Origin of the sequence: Sphingopyxis macrogoltabida, from assembly GCF_001307295.1 — a bacterium.
GTDB classification, from domain to species: domain Bacteria; phylum Pseudomonadota; class Alphaproteobacteria; order Sphingomonadales; family Sphingomonadaceae; genus Sphingopyxis; species Sphingopyxis macrogoltabida_B.
On the sequence record NZ_CP012700.1, the window covers coordinates 2,503,282 to 2,527,055 of the forward strand.

Annotated in this window: 19 protein-coding genes; 10 read left to right on the forward strand and 9 right to left on the reverse strand. The window is 65.5% G+C overall.

Translation table 11 applies throughout. The features are described 5' to 3' along the window. The first annotated feature begins 6 nt into the window (after positions 1-6). Positions 7-1,452 (forward strand): cardiolipin synthase, encoded by a 1,446-nt coding sequence (gene cls / locus AN936_RS11820; RefSeq protein WP_054588333.1) that lies wholly within the window; start codon positions 7-9, stop codon positions 1,450-1,452. Positions 1,453-1,466: 14 nt separating this feature from the next. On the opposite strand, the gene AN936_RS11825 is transcribed toward cls, so the two are convergent. From AN936_RS11825 to AN936_RS11840, 4 genes are all read right to left on the reverse strand, one after another. Continuing rightward, positions 1,467-2,099: a M23 family metallopeptidase gene (locus AN936_RS11825; protein WP_054588334.1), complete on the reverse strand. Its 633-nt coding sequence runs from the start codon at positions 2,097-2,099 to the stop codon at positions 1,467-1,469. A gap of 85 nt (positions 2,100-2,184) precedes the next feature. Beyond that, positions 2,185-2,607 carry a nucleoside-diphosphate kinase gene (gene ndk / locus AN936_RS11830; RefSeq protein ID WP_054588335.1) on the reverse strand — a complete coding sequence of 141 codons (423 nt, stop codon included), beginning with the start codon at positions 2,605-2,607 and terminating at the stop codon, positions 2,185-2,187. Between the two features lie 85 nt (positions 2,608-2,692). Continuing rightward, on the reverse strand, positions 2,693-3,142 hold the full coding sequence (locus tag AN936_RS11835) for a DNA polymerase III subunit chi (RefSeq protein WP_054588336.1): 450 nt from the start codon (positions 3,140-3,142) through the stop codon (positions 2,693-2,695). A gap of 18 nt (positions 3,143-3,160) precedes the next feature. Continuing rightward, positions 3,161-4,630: a leucyl aminopeptidase gene (locus AN936_RS11840; RefSeq protein WP_054588337.1), complete on the reverse strand. Its 1,470-nt coding sequence runs from the start codon at positions 4,628-4,630 to the stop codon at positions 3,161-3,163. Positions 4,631-4,760: 130 nt separating this feature from the next. Between AN936_RS11840 and AN936_RS11845 the strand changes: the two genes are divergently transcribed. The 4 genes from AN936_RS11845 (at position 4,761) to rsmA (ending at position 10,388) form a co-directional block, all read left to right on the forward strand. After that, a complete protein-coding gene (locus AN936_RS11845; protein ID WP_054588338.1) occupies positions 4,761-7,061 on the forward strand; it encodes an LPS-assembly protein LptD in 2,301 nt (766 codons plus the stop codon). Positions 7,062-7,195: 134 nt separating this feature from the next. Then, positions 7,196-8,536, forward strand: coding sequence for a peptidylprolyl isomerase (locus AN936_RS11850; RefSeq protein ID WP_084758301.1), 1,341 nt, complete (start codon positions 7,196-7,198; stop codon positions 8,534-8,536). Further along, a complete protein-coding gene (gene pdxA / locus AN936_RS11855) occupies positions 8,536-9,555 on the forward strand; it encodes a 4-hydroxythreonine-4-phosphate dehydrogenase PdxA (RefSeq protein ID WP_054588340.1) in 1,020 nt (339 codons plus the stop codon). The genes AN936_RS11850 and pdxA overlap by 1 nt, the downstream gene beginning before the upstream one ends. Continuing rightward, positions 9,552-10,388, forward strand: a complete 837-nt coding sequence (gene rsmA, locus AN936_RS11860) for a 16S rRNA (adenine(1518)-N(6)/adenine(1519)-N(6))-dimethyltransferase RsmA (protein ID WP_234715544.1) — start codon at positions 9,552-9,554, stop codon at positions 10,386-10,388. Before pdxA ends, rsmA begins: the two co-directional genes overlap by 4 nt. Before the next feature lie 4 nt (positions 10,389-10,392). Here the strand turns inward: rsmA and AN936_RS11865 are convergent, their stop codons facing one another. The 5 genes from AN936_RS11865 to AN936_RS11885 form a co-directional block, all read right to left on the reverse strand. Then, positions 10,393-10,917 carry a tetratricopeptide repeat protein gene (locus AN936_RS11865; RefSeq protein ID WP_054590255.1) on the reverse strand — a complete coding sequence of 175 codons (525 nt, stop codon included), beginning with the start codon at positions 10,915-10,917 and terminating at the stop codon, positions 10,393-10,395. Positions 10,918-10,949: 32 nt separating this feature from the next. Further along, positions 10,950-12,140, reverse strand: a complete 1,191-nt coding sequence (locus tag AN936_RS11870; protein WP_054588341.1) for an RsmB/NOP family class I SAM-dependent RNA methyltransferase — start codon at positions 12,138-12,140, stop codon at positions 10,950-10,952. A gap of 9 nt (positions 12,141-12,149) precedes the next feature. Next, positions 12,150-13,607 carry an IMP dehydrogenase gene (guaB, locus tag AN936_RS11875; protein ID WP_054588342.1) on the reverse strand — a complete coding sequence of 486 codons (1,458 nt, stop codon included), beginning with the start codon at positions 13,605-13,607 and terminating at the stop codon, positions 12,150-12,152. Positions 13,608-13,778: 171 nt separating this feature from the next. Further along, the gene (locus AN936_RS11880; RefSeq protein WP_054590256.1) at positions 13,779-14,711 is read right to left on the reverse strand and encodes a winged helix-turn-helix transcriptional regulator; all 933 of its coding nucleotides are present in this window, start codon (positions 14,709-14,711) and stop codon (positions 13,779-13,781) included. Positions 14,712-14,815: 104 nt separating this feature from the next. Continuing rightward, the gene (locus AN936_RS11885) at positions 14,816-17,104 is read right to left on the reverse strand and encodes a TonB-dependent receptor (RefSeq protein WP_234715545.1); all 2,289 of its coding nucleotides are present in this window, start codon (positions 17,102-17,104) and stop codon (positions 14,816-14,818) included. 180 nt (positions 17,105-17,284) lie between these two features. Between AN936_RS11885 and AN936_RS11890 the strand changes: the two genes are divergently transcribed. From AN936_RS11890 to AN936_RS11910, 5 genes are read left to right on the forward strand one after another with little or no spacing between them, the layout of a single operon-like run. Further along, positions 17,285-18,187, forward strand: coding sequence for an NAD(P)H-dependent flavin oxidoreductase (locus AN936_RS11890; RefSeq protein ID WP_234715546.1), 903 nt, complete (start codon positions 17,285-17,287; stop codon positions 18,185-18,187). Next, positions 18,184-19,680, forward strand: a complete 1,497-nt coding sequence (locus tag AN936_RS11895; RefSeq protein ID WP_054588345.1) for a carotenoid oxygenase family protein — start codon at positions 18,184-18,186, stop codon at positions 19,678-19,680. Before AN936_RS11890 ends, AN936_RS11895 begins: the two co-directional genes overlap by 4 nt. Before the next feature lies 1 nt (position 19,681). After that, a complete protein-coding gene (locus tag AN936_RS11900; RefSeq protein ID WP_054588346.1) occupies positions 19,682-21,373 on the forward strand; it encodes a class I adenylate-forming enzyme family protein in 1,692 nt (563 codons plus the stop codon). A gap of 1 nt (position 21,374) precedes the next feature. Continuing rightward, positions 21,375-22,604 carry an acetyl-CoA acetyltransferase gene (locus tag AN936_RS11905; protein ID WP_054588347.1) on the forward strand — a complete coding sequence of 410 codons (1,230 nt, stop codon included), beginning with the start codon at positions 21,375-21,377 and terminating at the stop codon, positions 22,602-22,604. A 1-nt stretch (position 22,605) separates the two neighbouring features. After that, positions 22,606-23,772 (forward strand): thiolase family protein, encoded by a 1,167-nt coding sequence (locus AN936_RS11910; RefSeq protein ID WP_054588348.1) that lies wholly within the window; start codon positions 22,606-22,608, stop codon positions 23,770-23,772. The last annotated feature ends 2 nt before the right edge of the window (positions 23,773-23,774 follow it).

A 23,774-nucleotide genomic window follows, 5' to 3' on the forward strand; every position in this document is an offset into this window, starting at 1 on the left:
GCCGCGATGGCATTCGACGCCGCCCTTATCCTGTCGCTGCTGTTCCTCGCGGTTCATATTGTCGTGATCGGGCGCATCATCCTGCGGCCCCAGCGCGAGCCTGCGTCGCGGATCGCCTGGCTGATCGCGGCGATCATGGTGCCCGTCGTCGGGGTGATCGCCTATATGCTGCTCGGCGAGGCTCGGATCAGCGCGAAGCGCCGCGCCCGTTATCGCGCGATCGAGGCCCACCTCCCGCACCCGGCGCAGAATGAAACAATCCGCCGCGCCCTCGCAAAGACACCTTATGCAGCGCCCTTCGCGCTCGCCGAGACCGCCAATGCGCTGCCGCCGACGCGCGGCAACCGGGCGCGCCTGTCGGCTGACAGCAACAGCGCGATCCGCGAGATGGTCGAGGATATCGACGCGGCGACCTCGACCGTCCATCTCTGCTTCTACATCTGGCTCGCCGACAACAACGGTTTCCGGATCAAGAACGCGCTGGTTCGCGCCGCGCGGCGCGGGGTCAAGGTGCGCGTGCTGGCCGACGCGCTCGGGTCGCGCGGCTTCATCCGCTCGGCCTATTGGATCGAGCTCGAAAATGCCGGGGTCGACGCGCGGATTGCGCTGCCGATCGGTGGTTTGATCTGGACGCTGATCCGCGGCCGCTTCGACCTGCGCAACCACCGCAAGCAGCTGATCATCGACAACCGCATCGCCTGGTGCGGCAGCCAGAACCTTGCCGACCCCGAATTCCGGGTAAAATCGCGCTATGCGCCGTGGGTCGACCTGATGACACGCTGGGAAGGCCCGGTGGTGCAGGACTGCCAGTTCATCTTCGCTGCCGACTGGGAGTCGGAACATGGTGACGATATCAGCGCCCTGCTCTGCGAAGATGCCGAACAACCGGCCGTCGCCAAGCCGGGCATCGTCGCGCAGGTCGTCGGCACGGGTCCCAACCTGCCCTATCCTGCGATGACCGCCTGCTTCACCTCGCTGATTCATTCGGCGCGACGCGAACTGGTGATCACGACGCCCTACTTCGTCCCCGACGAACAGTTGATCTGCGCGCTGCTCGACGCCGCGCGGCGCGGGGTCAGCACAGTGATGATCCTGCCGCAGCGCAACGACAGCCGCATCGTCGCCAATGCCAGCCGCAGCTATTATGACGAGATGATCGGCGCGGGTGTCCAGCTATATGAATATCGCCCCGGCCTGCTCCACGCGAAGACAATGGTGGTCGACGGCGCCGTCGCGCTGATCGGCTCGGCAAACCTCGACCGGCGGAGCTTCGAGCTCAATTTCGAGAATAATATCCTGTTCGCTGACGCCGGTTTCGTCGCCGAAATTCGCGCGAGGCAGGACGAATATCTGGCCGATTCCGAGCGCGTCACGGCCGAAGATGTCGCACGCGACGGCATGTTGCGGCGGCTGTGGCAAAACCTGCTGGCGACGCTCAGCCCGCTTCTTTGAAGCAGCGCGAATGATCAAGGACAGGCGGCCGCCATATAATGCGCGTCCTTGCGGACCAGATGATCCGGAATCGCGCAGAAGCGCGGGATGCGCATCCGCTGCCGGTCGGCGTTGCCATTGAGGAAGCCGCCCTTGTCGATGGGATCGCTCGCCTGCGGCACGGCGACTTCGAAATGGACGTGCAACAACATCGCGCAGCCGACGGCGCCTTCGTCCCCAAGATATTGCCCCGCCCGGACGCGGTCGCCGACCTTCAGCGCCGCCTTGCCGCTTGTCGTCCCGGTCGCCATGTGCCCATAAAGCGTCCATTCGCCGCCCGGATGCGCAAGCCACACGAAATTGTTCCGGCAATCGGCCGCGGCCCGGCCGCTCTGCTGCTCCGAATAATGGTCCTCGATCGCCATCACTATACCATCGGCCGCCGCCACGACGCGGTGAACCTTCCCTTCGCGCGGCTCGCCGACCAGATCGATTGCGCCCACCGGGCGGTGCGTGACAGCGTCGTCAAACACCGAAACCTCCGTGCCGTCGGCGAAGGGAAGCCGGTAGAGCCCTTCGGATTCGGCGATCTTCGGCGTATCGGCGGCCGGCCCGTCCGATGCCAGCAGCGCCGCCGCCGCGATGGCGAAAATCGGCTTTCCCAGCATGACCTGCTCCTTTTTCGGGTGTCCAACGAAAAAGGCCACCGGAATGATCCGGTGGCCTTTGCTTGTCCGGTCGTGCCGGGCCGGCTTAGCCGACGATTTCTTCGGGCTTGAAGAAATAGGCGATCTCGATCGCCGCATTTTCGTCGCTGTCGCTGCCGTGGACGGTGTTCGCCTCGATGCTCTCGGCGAGTTCCTTGCGGATCGTGCCCGGCGCCGCGTCCTTGGGATTGGTCGCGCCCATGATGTCGCGGTTCGCCTGCATCGCATTCTCGCCCTCGAGGACTTGGACGACGACGGGGCCGCTGATCATGAAATCGACGAGTTCGCCGAAGAAGGGACGTTCCTTGTGGACCGCGTAAAAGCCTTCGGCCTGCTCGCGGCTCATGTGGATGCGCTTCGACGCGACGACGCGCAGACCGGCGTCTTCCAGCATCTTGGTGACGGCGCCGGTCAGGTTGCGGCGCGTCGCGTCGGGCTTGATGATCGAAAAGGTGCGGGTGACCGCCATGGGAAAGCTCCTGCGTTGTTATGATTTGCGATGCGCGCGCCTCTAGCCGCGCTTTTGCGCCGCCGCAAGGACAGAGCGTCGGACGCTACGGCCCTTCCGCCCAGCGGCCGTTTTCGTCCTGCTTCCAGAAATGGATTTCGGCGCCCTCCGTGGCGCTCAATTTGCGCCAAGTTGCGCGCGCGTCGTCGATCCGGCTGTTGTCGAAGAGCAGGAAAGCCCGGTCGAACCCGAGCGCATCGTCGCGCCATTCGCCGTCGGCAAGCGCAACGTGTCGCGCGCGATTTGCCGGCGAAGGATCGAGGGTTCCCGCGATCAGGATCGGCTCGATCTCTTCGTCGGGGGAGCCCGCCGCGCCGTGCGGCAGAAAACTCGCCGGTGCGTGCGTCCACAGCGCTTCGTCGATCGCCTGCCGCTGGAGTGCCGGGGCCGCGACGACCAGCAACCGGTCGCCTGCGCCCAAAATGCGCGTCGCAATCGCGGGCAGCACCCGCTCGACGGGATCGCGGGTGAGACGATAGAAATCGACGCGCGCCATGATCCCGCCCCGCCGGCCTCAGCCTTCGAAATTGGCCGCGATGAAGCGGTCGAGCAAGCGCACGCCATAGCCCGTCGCGCCCTTGGCATAGACGGGTCCGTCCTTGTCGGCCCATGCCATGCCCGCGATGTCGAGATGCGCCCATGCGACGCCGTCGTTCACGAAACGCTTCAGGAACTGCGCCGCGGTGATCGATCCGGCCTCGCGCGGGCCGATATTCTTCATGTCGGCGATCGGGCTGTCGATCAGCTTGTCGTATGCGGCCGACAGCGGGAAGCGCCACAGCTTGTTGTTCGACGCCTCGCCCGCCGCGAGCAGGTCGGCAGCAAGCTCGTCCTCATTGGCGAACATGCCGGCAAATTCATGGCCGAGCGAGATCACCATCGCGCCGGTCAGCGTCGCGAGGTCGACGATCACCTTGGGATCATAGGCTTTTTGCGCCCAGCTGATCGCGTCGCAAAGGACGAGGCGGCCTTCGGCGTCGGTGTTCAGCACCTCGACCGTCTGGCCCGACATGGTCGTCACGATATCGCCGGGGCGCATCGCATTGCCGTCGGGCATATTCTCGACGAGGCCGACGACGCCGACGACATTCGCCTTCGCCTTGCGGCCGGCGATCGCCTTGATCGCGCCCGCGACGGCGCCGGCGCCGCCCATGTCCCACTTCATCATGTCCATGCCCGGCCCGGGCTTCAGGCTGATGCCGCCGGTGTCGAAAGTGACGCCCTTGCCGATGAACACCACCGGCGCCTCGCCCGGCTTGCCGCCGTTCCAGCGCATCGCGAGCAGCCGCGGCGGCCGCGTCGAACCCTGCGCGACGCCAAGCAGCGCGCCCATGCCGAGCGCCTTCATCTGGCGCTCGTCGAGCACCTCGAGTTCGACCCCGAGGTCGGCGAGATGCTGGCAGCGTTCGACGAAGCTTTCGGGATAGAGGATGTTCGGCGGCTCGGCGACCAGCGTCTGAGTGAGCGCCACACCGTCGGCAATCGCCTCATTCTCGGCCCAACGGCCCGTCAAATCGCCGTGAGCAGAAGCAATCGTCACCGATTGGAGGCTGGGCTTCGCCTTGTCGGCAAGGCGGGTGCGATAGGTGTCGAGACGCCAGTTGCGCAGCCGAGCGCCCATCGCGAAGGCAAGTACATCGTCGGCGTCGCTCTCGCCCGCGCTCGCGAAATCGACGTGGACCGCACTGGCACCGCTCGTCTGAAGCCGCGCAATAAGCGCCGCGCCGCCGCGTTCGAGATCGTGGACATCGCCCTCGCCGATCCCGACGAGCAACAGACGCAGCACCCGGCCACCGTCGACGGCGGCGGTTTCGGCCACCGAGCCCGCCGCGCCCTCGAAGCGCGCCTGTGCCGCCGCGCCGCCGAGCAATGCGCCGTGCGGATCGCCGAGCGCCTGGACGAGCGCGGCGAGGCCGCCCTTGCGGACCGGGAAGGCGACGACGTCGGCAGACGCATTGATTTGCGCGACAAACTGAATGTCCATGCGATGACTTTCTTATGTGATGATTGATTGCAACGTGGCGGACCGATAGGGGTTTCGCCTGCGAGTTGCAAAATAAAGCAGCCGGTCCGGTCCGGGTGGACTTTCTAAGGGTATGGGACAAAGTGACTAAATGACCTTGGCTTTGTTCCATGGAAAATCGGCCCTGCGGCCCTTGTGGCTCGCAACGGCAAGCCTGTGCGCGCTGCTCGCGTCGCCCGCGCTGGCGCAGGAGCCCAGCGAATCGTCGCCCCCCGCGGCCCCCGGAACGCCCGACCTGCAAACCCCCGATGTCGCTCCGGTCGTCACCGATGCGCCCGATTCTGCCGCCGAGGACCAGATCGGCTTTGCCGCCGACAATCTGAATTACGACAGCGACACCGACGTCGTGGTGGCAGAGGGCAATGTCGCGATGAACCGCGACACCATTTCGATGCGCGCCGACAAGGTCACGTGGAACCGCAAAACCGGTCAGGTCTTCGCCGAAGGCAATGTCGCGATCAAGAACCCCGAAGGCGATACCGCCTATGGCGACAAGATCGAGCTGACCGACTCGCTGCGCGACGGCGTGGTCGAGAATATGCTCGTCGTGCTCGACAATGGATCGCGGCTCGCCGCGGTTCGCGGGACGCGCTTCGACAATGGCAATATCGAGCTCGAAAACGCCGCTTACACCCCCTGCCCGGTCGAGGATAACGAGGGCTGCCCGAAGAATCCGAGCTGGCAGGTCCGCGCCGTCAAGGTGCTGTACGACAAGGCCAAGAACAAGGTCCGCTACAAGGGCGCGCGGATCGAGATTTTCGGACTGCCGCTGATCCCGCTGCCGGGGCTCAGCCACCCGCTCAACAACGAACCGAGCAGCGGCATCCTCGTTCCCGAAATCCGCCTCGACCGGTCGAACGGCTTCGAGATTGCGGTGCCCTATTATCTGCGCATCGCTCCCGATCGCGACCTGACGATCACCCCGCACATCTACACCGGTGCGGCACCGATGATCGAGGGCGAGGCCCGCGCGCTGACCGACATCGGATCGTTCCGGATCAACGGCTATGCGACCTATGGGTCGCTCGTCCCGCTGACCGGCGAGGATCCGAACCGCCGCAAGCGCTTTCGCGGTTATCTGGAAAGCGCCGGCAAGTTCCAGTTCGACCCCCGCTGGAGCCTGACCTATTCGGGCCGCATCGCGACCGATCGCACGTTCATGCGCCGTTACGACATCAGCCGCGACGACCGGCTGCGCTCGACGTTCGAGGTCGAACGCATCGGCAACCAGAGTTATCTGTCGATCGCCGGCTGGGCGACCCAGACGCTCCGCCGCAACGATGTGCAGGGGCAACAGCCGATCGCACTGCCGGTGATCGACTATCGCCAGCGGTTCGACGATCCGCTGTTCGGCGGCCAGTTCGAATTGCAGCTCAACACGCTGGCGATTGCGCGGACCGCGGGTCAGGACACGCAGCGCGCCTTTGCCGGCGCGCGCTGGGATTTGCGGCGACTGACCGGCATGGGTCAGGAAGTCACGCTGACCGCGCTGGTTCGCGGCGATGTGTATCACAGCGACGAGAATCTGCTGACCGGTATCCCCGGCTATCGTGGCAAATCGGGCTGGCAGGCGCGCGGCATTGCAGCGGTCGCCGCCGATATGCGCTGGCCCTTCGTCGGCGAATTCCTGGGCGGCACCCAAACGCTGACCCCGCGCATCCAGTTCGTCGCGACCCCGCCGATCGAAAATATCGACATCCCGAACGAGGATTCGCGTGCCTTCGACCTCGAAGACAGCAATTTGTTCGCGATCAACCGCTTCAACGGCTACGACCGGTTCGAGGACGGCGCGCGCGTCACCTATGGCCTCGAGTGGAATTTCAGCCGCCCGGGCTTCAACATCAACAGCATCGTCGGCCAAAGCTATCGCCTGTCGAACAAGCCCACCCTGTTTCCCGACGGCACCGGGCTGACCGACCGCACCTCGGATATCGTCGGGCGGACGACGGTCGCCTACAAGGACTTCCTGCGCTTCACCCACCGCTACCGGCTCGACAAGGACAGCCTGGCGATCCGCCGGAACGAGCTCGACGCGACGATCGGCAGCCAGTCGACCTACGCCGTGCTCGGCTATTCGCGGCTCAATCGCGACATCCTGCTGCTCGGCGAAGATTTGCAGGATCGGGAAGAGGCCCGCGTCGGCGGCCGTGTCGCAGTGGCGCGGAACTGGTCGATCTTCGGCTCGGCAATCGTCGACCTGACCGACCAGAAGGACGATCCATTGAGCGTCGCCGACGGGTTCGATCCGATTCGCCACCGGCTGGGGATCGCGTATGACGACGAATGCCTGTCGATCGCGCTGACCTGGCGGCGCGACTATATCGATACCGGCGACGCGCGGCGCGGCAACAGCTTTTCCTTCCGCATCGCCTTCCGTAACCTTGGTTTCTGATCTCCGATCCGCTCAGCCTGCGTTCAGTGTCGCCGGGCTATCACGTCGACAACAGGTCCGGATGGCGGATTGCGCTGGACCATCGGGCGTGTCCGCTGATACGGAGCATGCCTCATTTCTCGAATAGGGTAGCAATGACCAGATTTTCGACCATGATCGGCCTGATTGCCGCAACGGCCGTGGGTGTGACACCAGTGGTGGCACAGACCGTTGCCGATCAGGAGGTTCCGACCACCAGCCTGAACATTCCGGGCAACGTCCAGATTTTCGGAGATGCCAAGCCCAATGTCTATCGTCCGTCGGCGACGGTGAACGGCGAGATTATCACCTCGACCGATATCGAACAGCGCATGGCGCTGATCCGCATCGCGAACAACAATCTGGAATTGCCGCCCGAAGAATTGCAGCGGCTGCGTCAGCAGGTTTTCAGCAACCTGATCGACGAAAAGCTCCAGATTCAGGAAGCCAAGGCGGCCGAGATCACGATCGACGAGAACCTGGTCAACGAACAGTTCGCGCGGCTTGCGACGCGTTTCAAGCAGACGCCCGACCAGTTCTCGCAATATCTCGCTTCGAAGGGCTCGTCGGCGGGGGCGGTGAAGCAGCAGATCCGCGGCGAGTTCGCGTGGGACCGCCTGCTGTCGCGTAACATCCAGTCGACGACCAACGTGTCGACCGAAGAGGTGGAATCGGTCGTCAAGCGGATGAACGAAGCCAAGGGCCAGGACGAATTCCACCTCGGCGAAATCTACCTGTCGGCAACCCCGGAAAATGCCGCGGCGGTGGCTGAAAACGCCGGAAAGATCATTCAGGCGTTGCAGGCGGGCGGCAGTTTCGCCGCCTATGCGCGCCAGTTTTCCGAGGCCTCGACGGCCGTCGTCGGCGGCGACCTCGGCTGGGTGAAGGCTGGCCAGCTTCCGCAATCGATGTCGGAAGCGGCCGCGCAGATGCAGCCCGGCCAGCTCGTCGGCCCGATCGAGGTGCCCGGCGGCCTCTCGATCATGCTGATGATCGACCGGCGCCAGGTCCTGACCGCCGATCCGCGCGACGCGGTGCTCAGCCTGAAGCAATTGTCGCTGGAATTCGCGCCCGGCACGACGCAGGCCCGCGCGACCGAACTCGCCGGCCAGTTCGCCGAAGCGACGCGCGCCATCGCCGGCTGCGGCGCCGCCGACGAGGTGGCGCAGCGTCTGGGCGCCACCGTGGTGTCGCGCGACAATATCGAGATGCGTTCGCTCCCGGGTCCGTTGCAGCAGACGCTGGCGACGTTGCAGATCGGTCAGACCACCCAGCCCTTCGGCGCCCCCGACGAGGGGATCAGCGTCTTGGTGCTCTGCGGTCGCGACATGCCGCAGACCGCGACCGCACCCGATGTCCAGCAGATCGAGAACCGGCTGCTCGAAGAAAAGGTCAACAAGCGGGCGCAGCGTTATCTTCGCGACCTGCGCCGGGACGCTGTGATCGAATATAGCTGATGTCCGAACAATCCGCCCCGCGTCCGATCGCGGTCACCATGGGTGACCCGGCGGGCGTGGGACCCGAAGTTGCGGCGCGTGCGTGGGCAGCACGGCGCGAACACAAGCTCCCGCCCTTTGTCGCGATCGGCGATATTGCGGCGATCGAAGCCGTCTGGGATGGCCCGGTCTCGCGTATCGGCGATATGGACGAGGCGGTCCGCGCGTTCGACGCCGCGCTTCCCGTCTGGCATCTCGAAGACAGCGGACCGCTGGAACCTGGCAAGCCGACGCCCGCCGGCGCGACCTGTGCCCTCCACGCGCTCGAAACCGGGATCGGGCTAACCCGCACCCAAGCCAGTGCCGCGTTGGTGACGGGGCCGGTGTCGAAGCACGCGCTCCACGGGATCGGCTATACACACCCCGGCCAGACCGAATTCATTGCCGAACGCTGCGGCGTGACGGCGACCAATGCAGTGATGATGCTGGCCGGGCCGTCCCTGCGCGTCGTCCCGCTGACCGTCCATATCCCGCTGTCCGAGGTCCCCGAACGTCTGACGAGCGACCTGATCGTCGCCAAGGCGCGGATGGTGGCGCGCGGGCTGCAGCGCGATTTCGGTATTGCCGAGCCGCGTCTCGCCGTCGCCGGACTCAATCCGCATGCTGGCGAAAGCGGCCAGCTTGGCGGCGAGGAAATCCGGATCATCGCGCCCGCCGTCGAGCAACTTGCCGCCGAAGGAATCGCCATCGACGGCCCGCTTGCCGCCGATGCGCTGTTCGCGCCGGGTATCCGCGACCAATATGATGCGCTGCTCTGCTGCTATCACGATCAGGCGCTGGCGCCGTTCAAGGCGCTGCATTTTCACGACGGCGTCAATCTGACGCTGGGGCTGCCGATCATCCGCACCTCGCCCGACCATGGCACAGCGTTCAACATCGCGGGCAAGGGCAAGGCCGATCCGGGGCCGACGATCGCGGCCATTGCGATGGCGGCGCGCATGGCGACAGCACGCGAACGCAGCTGCGCCCCCGCCAAGTGACGCGCCAGCCGACGCACCCGCTGCCGCCGCTCCGCGAAACGGTCCGCGCGCACGGCCTGTCGGCCAGCAAGGCGCTCGGGCAGAATTTCCTCTTCGACGAACAATTGCTCGACCGCGTCGCCGCACTGCCCGGCGATCTCGACGGGCAGACGGTGTTCGAGGTGGGGCCCGGGCCCGGCGGTCTGACGCGGGCGCTGCTCCGTGCCGGAGCGCGCGTCATCGCGGTGGAACGCGACGACCGCTGCCTGCCGCTGCTCGGCGAGCTTTCGGAAGCCTTCGACGGGCATTTGCAGGTCGTCGCCGACGATGCGATGGTGATCGACGCCGACCGCCAAGCCGGCGGGCCGTATCATATCGTCGCAAACCTGCCCTATAATGTCGGCACCGCGCTGTTCACACGCTGGCTCGAGCCGGCAAGCTGGCCACCTTTATGGCTGTCACTGACCTTGATGTTCCAGCTCGAGGTTGCCGAACGCATCGTCGCGCCGGTCGGAACCAACGCCTACGGACGCCTCAGCGTCCTCGCACAGTGGCGCTCGACCGCCAGAATCGCGATGAAGGTCCATCGCTCGGCCTTCACTCCGCCGCCCAAGGTCATGTCGGCGATCGTCCATGTCGTGCCCGCCGAGCAGCCCGCAGGCGTCAATCCGAAAATCCTGTCGCAGCTCACCGAAAAGGGCTTCGGCCAGCGCCGCAAGATGCTGCGTCAGAGCCTGAAGGGCATGGCGGGGGCGGTCGAGGCGCTCGACGAACTGGGCATCGATCCGACGCGACGCGCCGAGACGGTCAGCGTTGCCGAATGGGTGGCGCTGGCGCGGACGCTCAGCGCCTAGCGGGTCAGTTCTGGCCGGTCGTCACGGTGGTGACGACGGGCTTCGGCGCCAGCGTTTCGGCCGCGACAACGCGCTTCGACGCGCTCGACTGAATTGTTTTTTCGAGCGCCGCGGCCTGCGGGCAGTTCGCCTTGCAGATGCGCTGTGCCGCCGCCAGCTTCTCGCGCGCCAGTTCGAGCGCGCCCTTGTCGGCCAGCGCTTCGCCCTCGCCCGTCAAGGCGACGATGTCATTGGGTTCGAGAAGCTGCGCCTCGCGGTACAGCCCGATCGCCTTGCCCGGCAGGCCCTGCGCGCGCGCGACCTGCGCCAATGCAATGATTGCCGAACGGTTGCGCGGGTCGGCGGCGAGCGCCGATTCAAAATAGTCGATCGCGCCGTCGAGGTCCCCGGCGCCCTGCGCCTTCACGCCTTCCTGCTGGAGTGCCACCGAACGCGGGAGGATGTCGTTGTCGGCGCGCTGCGCGTCGGAGGCGGTGGGCAGACTGGCAAGGATCAGGCCGGCGCCAAGAGCCAGGAAACCGACACGCATCGCATTCTCCCATTTCTTCATTCGGGGCGATGCTAACATGGCCGTGTCAACCGCGCGAGGAAAAATCCGTCACATCCGTCGTGCGCCGGAGTCAGCAAAAATCCCGCGCCCGCCGCGCGGCCGATACCATCGGGCAAATAGCCGCTGTCGGCCGTCCAGCCGCTGTGCCGGTTCAGAAAATCGTCCACCTGTGCCCGCCCCTCGCGCTCGATGACCGAGCAGACAGCATAGAGGAGTTTGCCGCCCGGCGCCACAAGATCGGCACCGAGGTCGATCAGTTTCCGCTGGTCCGCAAGGTGGCGTTCGAGCCGCGACGGGGTCAACCGCCAGCGCAATTCGGGGCTACGCCGCCAGGTGCCGCTACCCGAGCAGGGCGCATCGACGAAGACCCGGTCCGCGCGGCCCCGCCGGTCCGCCAGCATGTCGGCTTCCTTGCCGGGGTCGAGGAGGCGCGTCTCGATGTTGCTCGCTCCGGCGCGTGTCGCGCGCGGCGGCAATTGCTGGAGCCGCGCGCGATTGGTGTCGCTTGCGAGAATATCGGCGCCATTCCCGGCCAGCGAGGCGATGGCGAGCGTCTTGCCGCCGCCGCCCGCACAGAGATCGACGATCGCCTGCTCGGGGCCGGCGTCGAGCGCGGCCGAGGCATATTGGCTCGCCGCATCCTGCACCTCGAACAGGCCATCCGCATAGGCCGGATGCTGAACGGCGGCGGTTTCGGGTGGCAGACGCCAGCCGTCGTCGGCGCCCCGGATAGCCGAGCCTTCGGGGAAGAGAGCCGTAATTTCGTCGCGTACCGCCTTGAGCCGGTTGGCGCGAAGGTCGAGCGGCGCACGGACGAGCATCGCTTCATGCTCGTGCTCACCCACCAGCGGGTCGAACAGGCCGATCAAGGCCTCCGCGGCAACCCCGCTTTCGGCGCGTGCTTCCCCGGGCGCGATGGGTGCCGGGCCATAGGCGGAACCGTCGAACAATGCCGCGACATCCCGATCGGCGTCGGCAAGGGCAAGCATCGCGGCGCGGCCAGACGCGGGCGCCGACCGAACGAGGCGGATCGCATCATAAACGTGGGCGCGGATCGCGCGCCGGTCTTTCGACCCGGCATAGCGCCGCGCGCGCATCGCTTCGGCGAAGATCGCATCGGCGGGCGCGCCGCCCTCGCGCGCGGCTGCGGCGATGGCATCGAGAATCTCGATCGCCGCCTGAATACGCGCCGCGGGCGTCATCCGCCGCCCTTAGCCTGCCGGATAGTTCGGCGCTTCGCGCGTGATCGCGACGTCGTGGACATGGCTTTCGCGCAGCCCGGCATTGGTGATGCGCACGAACTTGGCGCGCTCGCGGAAGTCCTTAAGCGTGCGGCTGCCGGTATAGCCCATTGCCGCCTTCACGCCGCCGACCATCTGGTGGATGACGTCCTTTGCGGGCCCCTTGAACGGCACCTGACCCTCGATGCCTTCGGGAACCAGCTTCATCTGGTCCTTGATATCCTGCTGGAAATAGCGGTCGGCGCTGCCGCGCGCCATCGCGCCGACGCTGCCCATGCCGCGATAGCTCTTATAGGTGCGCCCCTGATAAAGGAAGGTTTCGCCCGGCGCCTCTGCGGTGCCCGCAAGCATCGAGCCGACCATCACGCTCGATGCGCCGGCCGCCAGCGCCTTGGCCACATCGCCCGACGTGCGCAGGCCGCCGTCGGCGATCACCGGGACGCCGAGTTTCGCCGCTGCCTCGACACTGTCGAGGATTGCGGTGAGCTGCGGCACGCCGACACCCGCGACGATGCGCGTCGTGCAGATCGAGCCGGGGCCGATACCGACCTTCACGCCGTCGGCGCCCGCGTCGATCAGCGCCTTGGTCGCATCGCCGGTGGCGACGTTGCCCGCAAGCACCTGCACACGGTTCGAGAGTTTCTTGATGCGTTCGACGGTAACCCCGACACCCTTGCTGTGGCCGTGCGCGGTATCGACGACGATCAGGTCGCATTCGGCCTCGAGCAACGCCTCGGCACGCTCGACGCCAGTGTCGCCGGTGTTCGTCGCCGCCGCGACCCGCAGGCGACCGCTGCCATCCTTGGTCGCGTCAGGGAAGTTCACGGCCTTTTCCATATCCTTGACGGTGATCAGGCCGATGCAGCGATAATCGTCGTCAACGACGAGCAGCTTTTCGATGCGGCGCTGGTGGAGCAGCTTGCGCGCCTCATCCTGCCCGACGCCGGGGCGCACGGTCGCAAGATTGTCGGCGGTCATCAGCTCGCGCACCGGCTGGCCCGGGTTGTCAGCGAAGCGCACGTCACGATTGGTGAGGATGCCGACGAGCTTGCCGCCGGTTTCGACAACGGGAATGCCCGAAATACGGTGCTGCGCCATCAGCGCGGTGGCATAGGAAAGCGGCGCGTCGGGGGTGATGGTGATCGGGTTGACGATCATGCCGCTTTCGAAGCGTTTGACCTGCCGCACCGCCGCCGCCTGTTCCTCGACCGTGAGGTTGCGGTGGAGGACGCCGATGCCGCCGATCTGCGCCATCAATATGGCCATGTCGGCTTCGGTCACCGTGTCCATCGCCGACGACAGAATCGGGATATTGAGGTTGATCTCGCTGGTCAGTTGGGTCGACAGATTGGCGTCCGACGGCAGGATGTCCGACGCCCCGGGTACCAGCAGTACATCGTCGAAGGTCAGGCCGGTAATGATTTCCATGGGGCGCCACTTTCTGCTCTTGGCGGCGCCCGCTCCCGCTTTCGGGGCGGCGCACGCGATTCGTTCGGTGGCGGCCCATGTAACCAGTCGGGCGCGCGGGCGCCAGTGGGTGACGCACGATTATTTCGCGGCATTCGGGCGGGCCGGTGACTTGTCCCGCACGCGGCCTGCTCAGCCTGCTTCCTCGATGGTAAAGCGGCTGTTCGCCAGCGTCAGTTCGTCGCCACAATGGCTGCACGCCGCGATCATATGCAGGTCGTGGCCGCACGGGCTGTGCGTCAGCAGCACCGGCGGCCCGCGCTCGTCGGAGAACCAGCGGTCGCCCCACTGGAGCAGCGCGAGGATCACGGGATAGAGATCGCGGCCCTTTTCGGTGAGTTTATATTCGACCCGGTCGGCGTGCGCCGAATAGGGCGCAGTCCGCAAGATGCCCTGCCTGACGAGCCGTTCGAGCCGCCCGGTCAGGATGTTCGTCGCCATCAGCGTATCGCGCTGGATATCGTCGAAGCGGTTGATCCGTGTGAACATCGCGCGGACGACGAGCGTCGCCCAGCGGTCGCCGAACAGCTCGATCATCGTGTCGACGAGCGGGCGACCGCCCGGCCGCCGCGCGCCGACCTCGCCGCAGAAGCGACGGCGTTCATAAGCAGGTGTGACCTGTACCAGCCCCGGCCCTTCGCGCCACGACACGTCGCGCGCGTCGATTTCGGCACGGCAATGTTCGCACGCAGGCACCGGTTCGGTCGCATGGCCGCAACTCGCATGGTGCAACCGGACCTGAAAATCGCGGCTCGCTGCTTCCCACTTGTGCTGCCAGCGCAGCATCATCAGCGCGTTGGGAAACTGGTCGCGGCCCTTCGGAGTCAGGAAATAATGAAAACCGCGTGCGCCCTTCTTGGCGACCTTGGCAAGGCAGTCCTCCTCGACCAGCTTCTTGAGCCGCCCGTTGACGACCGACCGCGCAAGGCCTGTGCGCGCGACGAACTCGTCGAAGCTGTGGGTGCCCAGAAACGCCTGCTCCATGATCAGCAGGACCGGGACATCGCCGACGACATCGAGCGCGCGCCAGATCGAACAGGCCCTGATCGTGCGTTCGTGTTTCAAGCCGTCGCCATCCTTCAATCCGTGCCGCCCCTAGACCAAGGGCGATGCAGCGGCAAGGCCGGCACCCATGGCGGGAGGGCGGCGAACCGCCCTCCCCGCAACCATCAGAAGCGCCCGGTCAGTTGTACTGCGATCGTCCGCGGCCGATCGACGATACCGTTATAGGCATTGCCCGCATTGCGCGTGATCGTCGTCGCGAGCGGCATCGAACTCGCCGTCTGCAGAATCCGCTGGTTGGTCAGGTTGCGGCCGATCAGCGCGATTTCCCAGCGGTCCTCGATTTCGGCGAGCGCCAGCCGCGCGCCGAGCTTCACATAGCCGTCCTGATGCGTCCGCGGATCGAGATTGGCCGACGCAATATAGGAGGAGGAGAAGTCGGCATTCACGTTGAGCGCCACCTTCAGCCCGCTCGTAACGGGGGTCGTATAGTCGACGTTGAGGTTGCCCGACCATTTGGGGCTCAAGGCATTGCGCTTGCCCGAATAGTCGCAGAAGCCGTTCGGCCCCGGAACCTGCAGATAATAGCATTGGCCATCGGTGAAGTTGGTGAATGTAAAGTCGAGATAGGCGACCGCACCGCTGACCGTCAGCCCATCGGCAAGCGCAGCGCGGAAATCGGCCTCGACACCCTGCGTCCGCGCGCCCGCAGCGTTGCGAACGTTGAAGTTCAGCGTGCCGTCGAAAATATTGACCTGCAGATCCTTGTAGGTTGTGCGGTAGAGCGAGAGGTTGAACGCGACATTGGGGCCCTTGTATTTCAGCCCCGCCTCGAAATTGTCCGCGCTCTCATCCTGAAACTCGAAAGCCCCCGGCTTGGCCACCGTGGTCGACGTCGGCAGCGAGTTCGAGCGAATGTCGAAGCCGCCCGCCTTGGTGCCCTTGGCATAGGAGCCGTAGAGCATCAGATCATCAGTGGCGTCATACTGGACATTGACCATCGGATTGAAGCTGTCTTCGCTGAGCTTGCCCGAGATGCTGTGCGCCTCGATATTGAGGGCGCGGAACACCGCGGCAACGACCGGCGCGGGCGCGGTGCTAAGCGGGCCCTGAACGATCGCAAGCGTGCGGCTGCCGCTCTTCTTCTCATGGTTGAAGCGTGCGCCGGCGGTGATGCGAAAGCGGTCGCTGAGCGCGAGTTCGCCCTGCGCGAAGGCCGAAATCAGGTCCGACTTCTGGTTATAATCGCGGTCGTTGCGCGTGTCGCCGAGCGCGCTGAACGGCGCGCCCAAGGCAAGGAAGGTCGGGTTGAACAGAGTGAAGTCCTGCACATCCAGCTTTGCGTGCTGGTAATAGACGCCGGCAATATAGTTGAACGTCTCGCCGCCGGGCGAGGTCAGGCGAAGCTCCTGCGAAAATTGCCGGTAATCCTCGCGCAAATTGGTGCCGTCGAGGAAGCTGATGCCCGAGAAATCGACGTCGACGATCTCGCGCGTCTTGTAGTCGAGCAGCGACGACACCGAGGTCAGCGTATGTTCGCCGACTTCGAGGTCCATGTTCAGCGTCGCGCCGAACACCTTGTTGCGGCTTTGATAGCCATTGTCCTCGCGGACATAGTCGGGGTCGGTGCTAACGAAGAAGGGCCCCTGGAACACGGCGTTATAGTTGCCGACCGCGCCGAACACATCGCGCGGCTGGCCCTTCGCCTCGAAGTCGGCATATTCGAGCTTGAGTTCGGCGACGAACGGCCCGCCGCGATCGAACTCCAGCTTACCGCGGAAATATTTCTCGTCGACGTTCGGTTCGTTGCGGTCGAGCTTCTGGTTATAGAAATAGCCGTCCATCGTCCGGTAATAGCCGACGACGCGCGCCTCGACGCCCTCGGTCAGCGGCCCCGAGAGCACGCCGCTGAGTTGGAATTCCTTGTGATTGAATTCATACAGCCCGCTGACCATGCCTTCGAATTCGTCGGTCGGGCTGCGCGTCGTGATGTTGACCGCGCCGGCGATGGCATTTTTCCCGAACAGGGTCGGCTGCGGCCCGCGCAACACCTCGACGCGCTCCATGTCGATGAGCGGCAGGCGCGATAGCTGGTCGCGGCCGTAATAGACGCCATCGACGAACATCGCGACCGACTGTTCGAAGCCCTTGTTGTCGCCCGACGCGATGCCGCGGATCGCGATGCGGTTGGCGATCGCGGTCTGGGTAATCTTCAGGTTCGGGACCGACGAGCTGATCTGTTCGAGGTTGGTCTGGCCATAATTTTCGACCTGTTTGCCGCTGATCGCGGAAATCGAGATCGGCACGTCCGACAGGCCCTCGGCGCGCTTCTGTGCAGTGACGATGATTTCCTCGAGCCCGCCCTGCGTGTCGGCAGGCGCCGTTTCCTGCGCAAGGGCGATTCCGGGCGTGGCGAGCGCGGTCGCGGCGAACAGCACAGCAAAGCTGGTTTTCATAATCTCTCTCCCTCCCACCATCGTCGGGGGCACCCGCGATGTTTTTCTGGCCTTGCGACTCTTATCGTCTTTAAGTATCGTTATGCAAGTCAGATAATTCGGGAGAGCATAACAGTGCCGAAAAACGGCCTTCCACCGGCGCTCACGCGCAATCTTCGGCTGCCGGCAATCGCCGCGCCGATGTTTCTCGTGTCAGGTCCCGAGATGGTGATCGCAGCGTCGCGCTCGGGCGTCATCGGCAGCTTCCCCGCCCCCAACGCGCGCACGTCGGCAGACCTCGAGGATTGGGTGAGCCGGATCAACGCGGCGCTCTCGAACAATCCCGATGCGGCGCCCTGGGCGGTCAATCTCGTCGTTCATCCGTCGAACAGCCGCCTGCCCGACGATCTCACCTGCGTCGTGCGTCACAAGGTACCGCTGGTGATCACTGCGCTCGGCAGCCCGGCGCGGGTGGTCGAGGAGATCCACTCGTATGGCGGGCTGGTGTTCGCCGACGTCAATTCGGTGGGCTTTGCGCGCAAGGCCGCTGCTGCGGGAGTCGACGGGCTGGTGCTCGTCGCCGCGGGTGCCGGCGGACATACCGGCGCCACCGCAGGCTTCGCCTTTGTCGAGGAGGTCCGCCAGTTCTGGGACGGCCCGCTGGTGCTCGGCGGCGCGATCTCGACCGGACATGCGGTGCGCGCGGCGGAGATTTTGGGCGCCGACCTCGCCTATCTCGGCACCTCGCTGATTGCCTGCGCCGAGAGCATGGCGGTGCAGCCCTATAAGGATATGGTTGTCGCCGCCGGCGCGGAGGATATCATTCCTTCAAAGGGCATCACCGGGGTGACCGCCAACTGGCTGAAATCGAGCCTGATCGCTGCGGGCTACGACCCAGCGAACATGCCCGAGGACAAGCGCCCGAACTTCTCCGACGCGCAGGACGATGCCAAGGCATGGAAAAATGTCTGGTCCGCCGGGCAAGGCGTCGGCGCCGTCCGCGCGGTCGAACCCGTCGCGACCATCGTCGACCGCCTCGTCGAGGAATATGATGCCGCCGCCGCAAGGCCGCGTTTTGCTGCCGCCGAAGGAGTCCCCGCATGACCGCCGAACTCGTCGACACGATCCGGACCACGATCCAGCCGAACGATCACCCCTATATGAAGGACGCGTGGCGCCCGACCTATAATGAGTGGAACGCGATCTTCGCCAATGGCGATGCCGAGGTGATCGGAAAGATCCCGACCGACATCGACGGCGTTTACGTGCGCACCGGCGAGAACCAGATCCACGAGCCGATCGGGCGTTATCATCCGTTCGACGGCGACGGCTTCATCCACGCCATCTCGTTCAAGGACGGCCGCGCGAGCTATCGCAGCCGCTTCGTGCGCACCAAGGGGTTCGAGGCCGAGAAGGAAGCCGGCCGTTCGCTATGGGCCGGGCTGATGGAACCGCCGCACAAGTCTACCCGCCACGGCTGGGGGGCGCAGGAGTGGCTCAAGGATTCATCCTCGACCGACGTCGCGATCCACGCGGGGAAGATTATCTCGACCTTCTACCAGTGCGGCGAGGCGTACCGGCTCGACCCCTTCACGCTCGAACAGTTTGGCACCGAAAGCTGGGTGCCGCTCGACGGGATTTCTGCACATTGCAAGGTCGACCTCGCGACCGGCGAGCTGATGTTCTTCAACTATTCGAAGCACGCGCCCTATATGCATTATGGCGTCGTGGGGTCGGACAACAAGCTGAAGCATTATATCCCGGTGCCGCTCGCGGGGCCGCGCCTGCCGCACGACATGGCGTTCACGAAGAATTACACGATCCTCAACGACATGCCGCTCTACTGGAACGAGGAACTGCTTGAGCGACAGCTGCACGTCGTCCAGTTCCACCCCGACGAAAAGACGCGCTTCGCGATCATCCCGCGGCATGGGCAGCCCGAGGATATCCGCTGGTTCGAGGCCGAGCCGACCTACACGCTGCATTGGCTCAACGCGTGGGAGGAAAGCGACGAGATCATCCTCGACGGCTATTATCAGGAAGAGCCGATGCCGAAGTCCTATCCCAATGCCCCGGAAGGATTGGAGCGGATGATGGCCTATCTCGACCAAGGGTTGCTCAAACCACGCCTTCACCGCTGGCGATTCAACCTGAAGACCGGCGAGACGACCGAGCAAAGGCTCGACGATCGCGATCTCGAATTCGGCATGTTCAACCACCGCTATGCGGGCAAGCCCTATCGCTACGCCTATAGCGCGATCCCCGAGCCGGGCTGGTTCCTGTTCCGCGGGCTGGTGAAGCATGACCTCGATGCGGGGACGAGCGAGGAGTATGAATTCGGTCCCGGCCGCTTCGGCAGCGAGGCGCCCTTTGCACCGCGCATCGATGCCAAAGACGAGGACGACGGCTATCTCGTCTCCTTCATCGCCGATCTCGAGACCGACACCAGCGAATGCGTGCTGATCGACGCCAAGAATGTCGGCGCAGGCCCGGTGTGCCGGATCATCCTGCCCGAACGTATCTGCTCGGGCACGCACAGCGTCTGGGCGAGCGGCGACGATATCGGCATGGGCGAAAACAGCGTGCTGGCCGCCTGAGATGATCGTCGCGGGAGAGGATAAAAGGCGGCGACATCGCGAGAGCGGCTGGTGGGGCGACGAGACCTTCGCCAGCCTGTTCGCGGCCAATGCCGTAACGCATCCAGACCGGCTGGCGCTGGTCGATGCCCCCAATCGCGGCGACTTCGCTTTCGGTGAGCCGCAGCGGCTGAATTACGCCGAACTGGCAGCCGAGATCGACCGGCTCGCGGGCGCGCTCGTCAAGGCGGGAATCGGCAAGGACGACGTGCTGCTTGTCCAGCTTCCCAATATCAGCGAGTTCGTTGCGCTCTATTTTGCGGCCGCGCAGATCGGCGCAATCGTCAGCCCGGCAGCGGTGCAATATCGCAGCCATGAGCTGAAGGGCATGATCAGCGTGGTCGAGCCCAAAGCCTTCGTTTGCGCGACGCAGGTCAAGGGATGCGACCATGTCGGCGTCGCGGCGCCATTGCTCGACGGCATCCGGTTAATGACTTTCGGTCCCAACCCACCTGCCGACGCACTCGACCTCTCGACCGCCGCGGGCGACGAAGCCGCCCTGGCCGCGCATGTCGCCGCGAACCCGGTCGACGCCGACGATATCTTCACCATCTGCTGGACCTCGGGCACCACCGGCGTGCCCAAGGGCGTCCCGCGCAGCCACAATCACTGGATCGCGGTTGCGGGCGCGGGCTATGAAGCGATGAAGGTCGGGCCCGGCGATGTGCTGCTCAACCCCTTCCCGCTCATCAACATGGCGAGCATCGGCGGCATCACCATGTGCTGGCTGACCAGCGCGGGGACGATGGTGCTGCACCACCCCTTCGACCCCGGCATCTACCTCAAACAGATCGCGACCGAGCGGCCGAGCCTGACGATCGCGCCGCCCGCGGTGCTCAACATGCTGCTCCAGAATGAGGCGTTGCTGGCGTCGGTCGACCTCTCCAGCCTGCGCGTCATCGCCTCGGGCTCGGCGCCGCTCGCGCCCGCGATGGTGCGCGGCTTTCAGGAAAAGCTCGGCATCATCATCGTCAACGTCTTCGGATCGAACGAGGGGATGAGCTTCATCACCGGCGAGTGCGACATGCCCGACCCCGACAAGCGCGCGAGCCTGTTCCCGCGGCGCGGCACCTATCAGCGCCCCTATGGCGAGGGCCGCGCGCCCAATATCGAAAGCCGCCTCGTCCCGCCCGGCGGCGGCGATGCGATCGAGGCCGACGGCGTGTCGGGCGAATTGCAGATCCGCGGGCCGACGCTGTTCGAGGGCTATTACAACGCGCCCGAGCGCACCGCCGAGGCCTTCACCGACGACGGCTGGTTCCGCACCGGCGACCTGTTCGAGATCGCCGGGGGCGGCGACTTCTATCGCTTCGTCGGCCGCTGCAAGGACCTGATCATCCGCGGCGGGGTGAACATTTCGCCCGAGGAGATCGACCAGTTGCTCGGCGGCCATCCGCTCCTCGCCGAAGCCTGCACCTTCTCGCTCCCCGACCCGACGATGGGCGAGCGTATCGGCCTCGCCTATGTCCCGCGCGGGGCGGACGATGTCGGGATCGGCGAGGTTGCCGACTATCTGCGCGGCCACGACCTCGCAGTGTTCAAACTGCCCGAGCACCTGTTCCGCTTCGACGCACTGCCGCGCAACGTCACCAACAAGGTGATGCGCAGCGAAGTGCGCGAAATGGCGCTCGCCACTCTCGAAAAGGAAGCCTGACATGGCAAAGGACGTCTTCATCCTCGGCGGCGCGCAGACCGATTTTTCGCGCAACCTCGAACGCGAAGGCGGCGGCTTGTTCGAGCTGTTTCGCGACGTTGCCGAAGCAGCGTTCGTCGCGACGGGGATCGAGCCCAAGGAAGTCGAGACCGCGCATGTCGGCAATTTCGTCGGCGAGCTTTTCGCGGGACAGGGCCAGCTCGGCGGCTTCTTCGGTCATGTCCACCCCGACCTCGCGGGCATCCCCGCATCGCGCCACGAGGCCGCCTGTGCGTCGGGCAGCATCGCGATCCTCGCCGCCGCGGCGGAAATCGAAGCTGAACGCTATGGCCTTGCGCTCGTGCTCGGCATCGAACTGATGCGCAACGTTCCCGGCCAGCGCGCCGCCGAATATCTCGGCGCCGCGGCTTGGGCTGGCCGCGAGGCGCAGGAGGCGCGGTACCTCTGGCCGTATATGTTCGCGCGCGTTGCCGAGGAATATGAGGAACGCTTCGGGCTCGACCGCGTGCATCTGCGCGGCATTTCGGCCAATAATTTTGCCAATGCCAAGAGGAACCCGAACTCGCAGACCCGCGGCTGGGCGGTGACTGACGATCATCTCGGCGAGAATGACGAGGTTAATCCGCTGATCGAAGGTTCGCTCCGCAAGTCCGATTGCGGGCAAGTCACCGACGGCGCTGCCGCGATCTTCCTCGCCTCGCGTGAGGTCGCCGAAACATATGCGAAGCGCCGCAGTATCCCCTTGGAGAGCATTCCGCGCATCAAGGGCTGGGGCCACGCCACCGCGCCGCTGCTCTATTCGACCAAGGTCGCGGACAGCCGCGGCGGCGACTATGTCTTCCCGAGCGTGCGCAAGGCGATGATGGACGCGCTGCGCCGCGCCGAGATGCCCGACATCTATGCCTGCGACGGGGTCGAGGTGCACGACTGTTTCTCGATCACCGAATATATGGCGATCGACCATTTCGGCATCACCAAGCCGGGCGAAAGCTGGCGCGCGGTCGAGGACGGGACGATTGCATTGAGCGGCAAGCTGCCAGTCAATCCGTCGGGCGGGCTGATCGGGCTGGGGCACCCGGTGGGCGCGACGGGGGTGCGAATGCTGCTCGACAGTTGGCGGCAGGTCACCGGGAATGCCGGCGATTATCAGGTCGAAGGCGCGAAGAATTTCGCGACCTTCAACGTCGGCGGCAGCGCGACGACCGCGGTCAGCTTCGTCGTCGGCACGTGATTTGATCGACGTTTACATCTACGACGCGGTCCGCACGCCGCGCGGCAAGGCGCGGCCCGATGGCGGGCTCGCGGGCCTGAGCCCGCATGAACTGGTGCGCCAGCAAGTAGCGGCGCTGGTCACGCGTTGCGGCGACTTCGCGCCCGAGGCGCTGATCCTCGGCTGCGTCACGCAGAGCGGCGCACAGGGCGGACATATCGCGATGCTGGCGAAGCTGCATGCGGGACTGCCCGACGCCTGCGCCGCGCACAGCATCAACAATTATTGCGCCTCGGGGCTGTCGGCGATCGGTCAGGCGGTGGCGAAGGTGGCGAGCAGCGAAGCCGCCGTCATTCTCGCGGGCGGCGTCGAGTCGATGAGCCAGAGCCCGTTCCTCGGCGATCAGGCGAGCTTCTATGCGAATGCGGAACTGCCCCCGCGGGCGCGTTTCGTGCCGCCAGTGCTTGCCGCTGATCGGCTCGCGTCGGCCGAGGGGATCACGCGCGCCGAACTCGATGCAGTCACTCTCGCGTCGCAGCAGAAAGCGGCGGCGACCGAACGCAATCCGCTGCTCCAGCATTCGCGCATCGCGACCGGTGCGCTCGCCGGCGAGGAGTGTATCCGGCCACAAACCACGGCGGAATCGCTTGCCGCCGCACCGCCGGTCTTCGGCGCACTGCAGGAAGAATATGCGGGCGCGCTCGAAGACGCACGCTTCGAACCGCGCCACGGTATCGCGCACGCGCCGCCGATCTGCGATGGCGCGGGTCTCGCGCTCGTCGGCGCCGAAGGCCTCGGCCCCGCGCCGCGCGCCCGCGTCGTCGCCTTTGCCGAAAGCGGCGGCGACCCCGCCGCCTCGCTGACCGCCGGGTTCGCGGCGATGGACAAGGTACTGGCGCGCACCGGCATGACGCTGGCCGACATGGATCGCATCGAATTCATGGAGGCGTTCGCGGTCACCATCGCCAAATTCCTCCGCGACCGCGACGCCGACCCCTCACGCGTCAACGTCAGCGGCGGCCATCTCGCCAAAGGCCATCCGATGGGCGCCAGCGGCGCGATCCTGACTTCGACCCTGCTCGATGCGCTCGATGCATGCGCCGGTCGATACGGCCTTGTCGTGCTGACCGGCGCGATGGGCGTGGGCGCCGCGATGATCGTCGAACGGCTGGATGGTGCAGGCGGCTGACA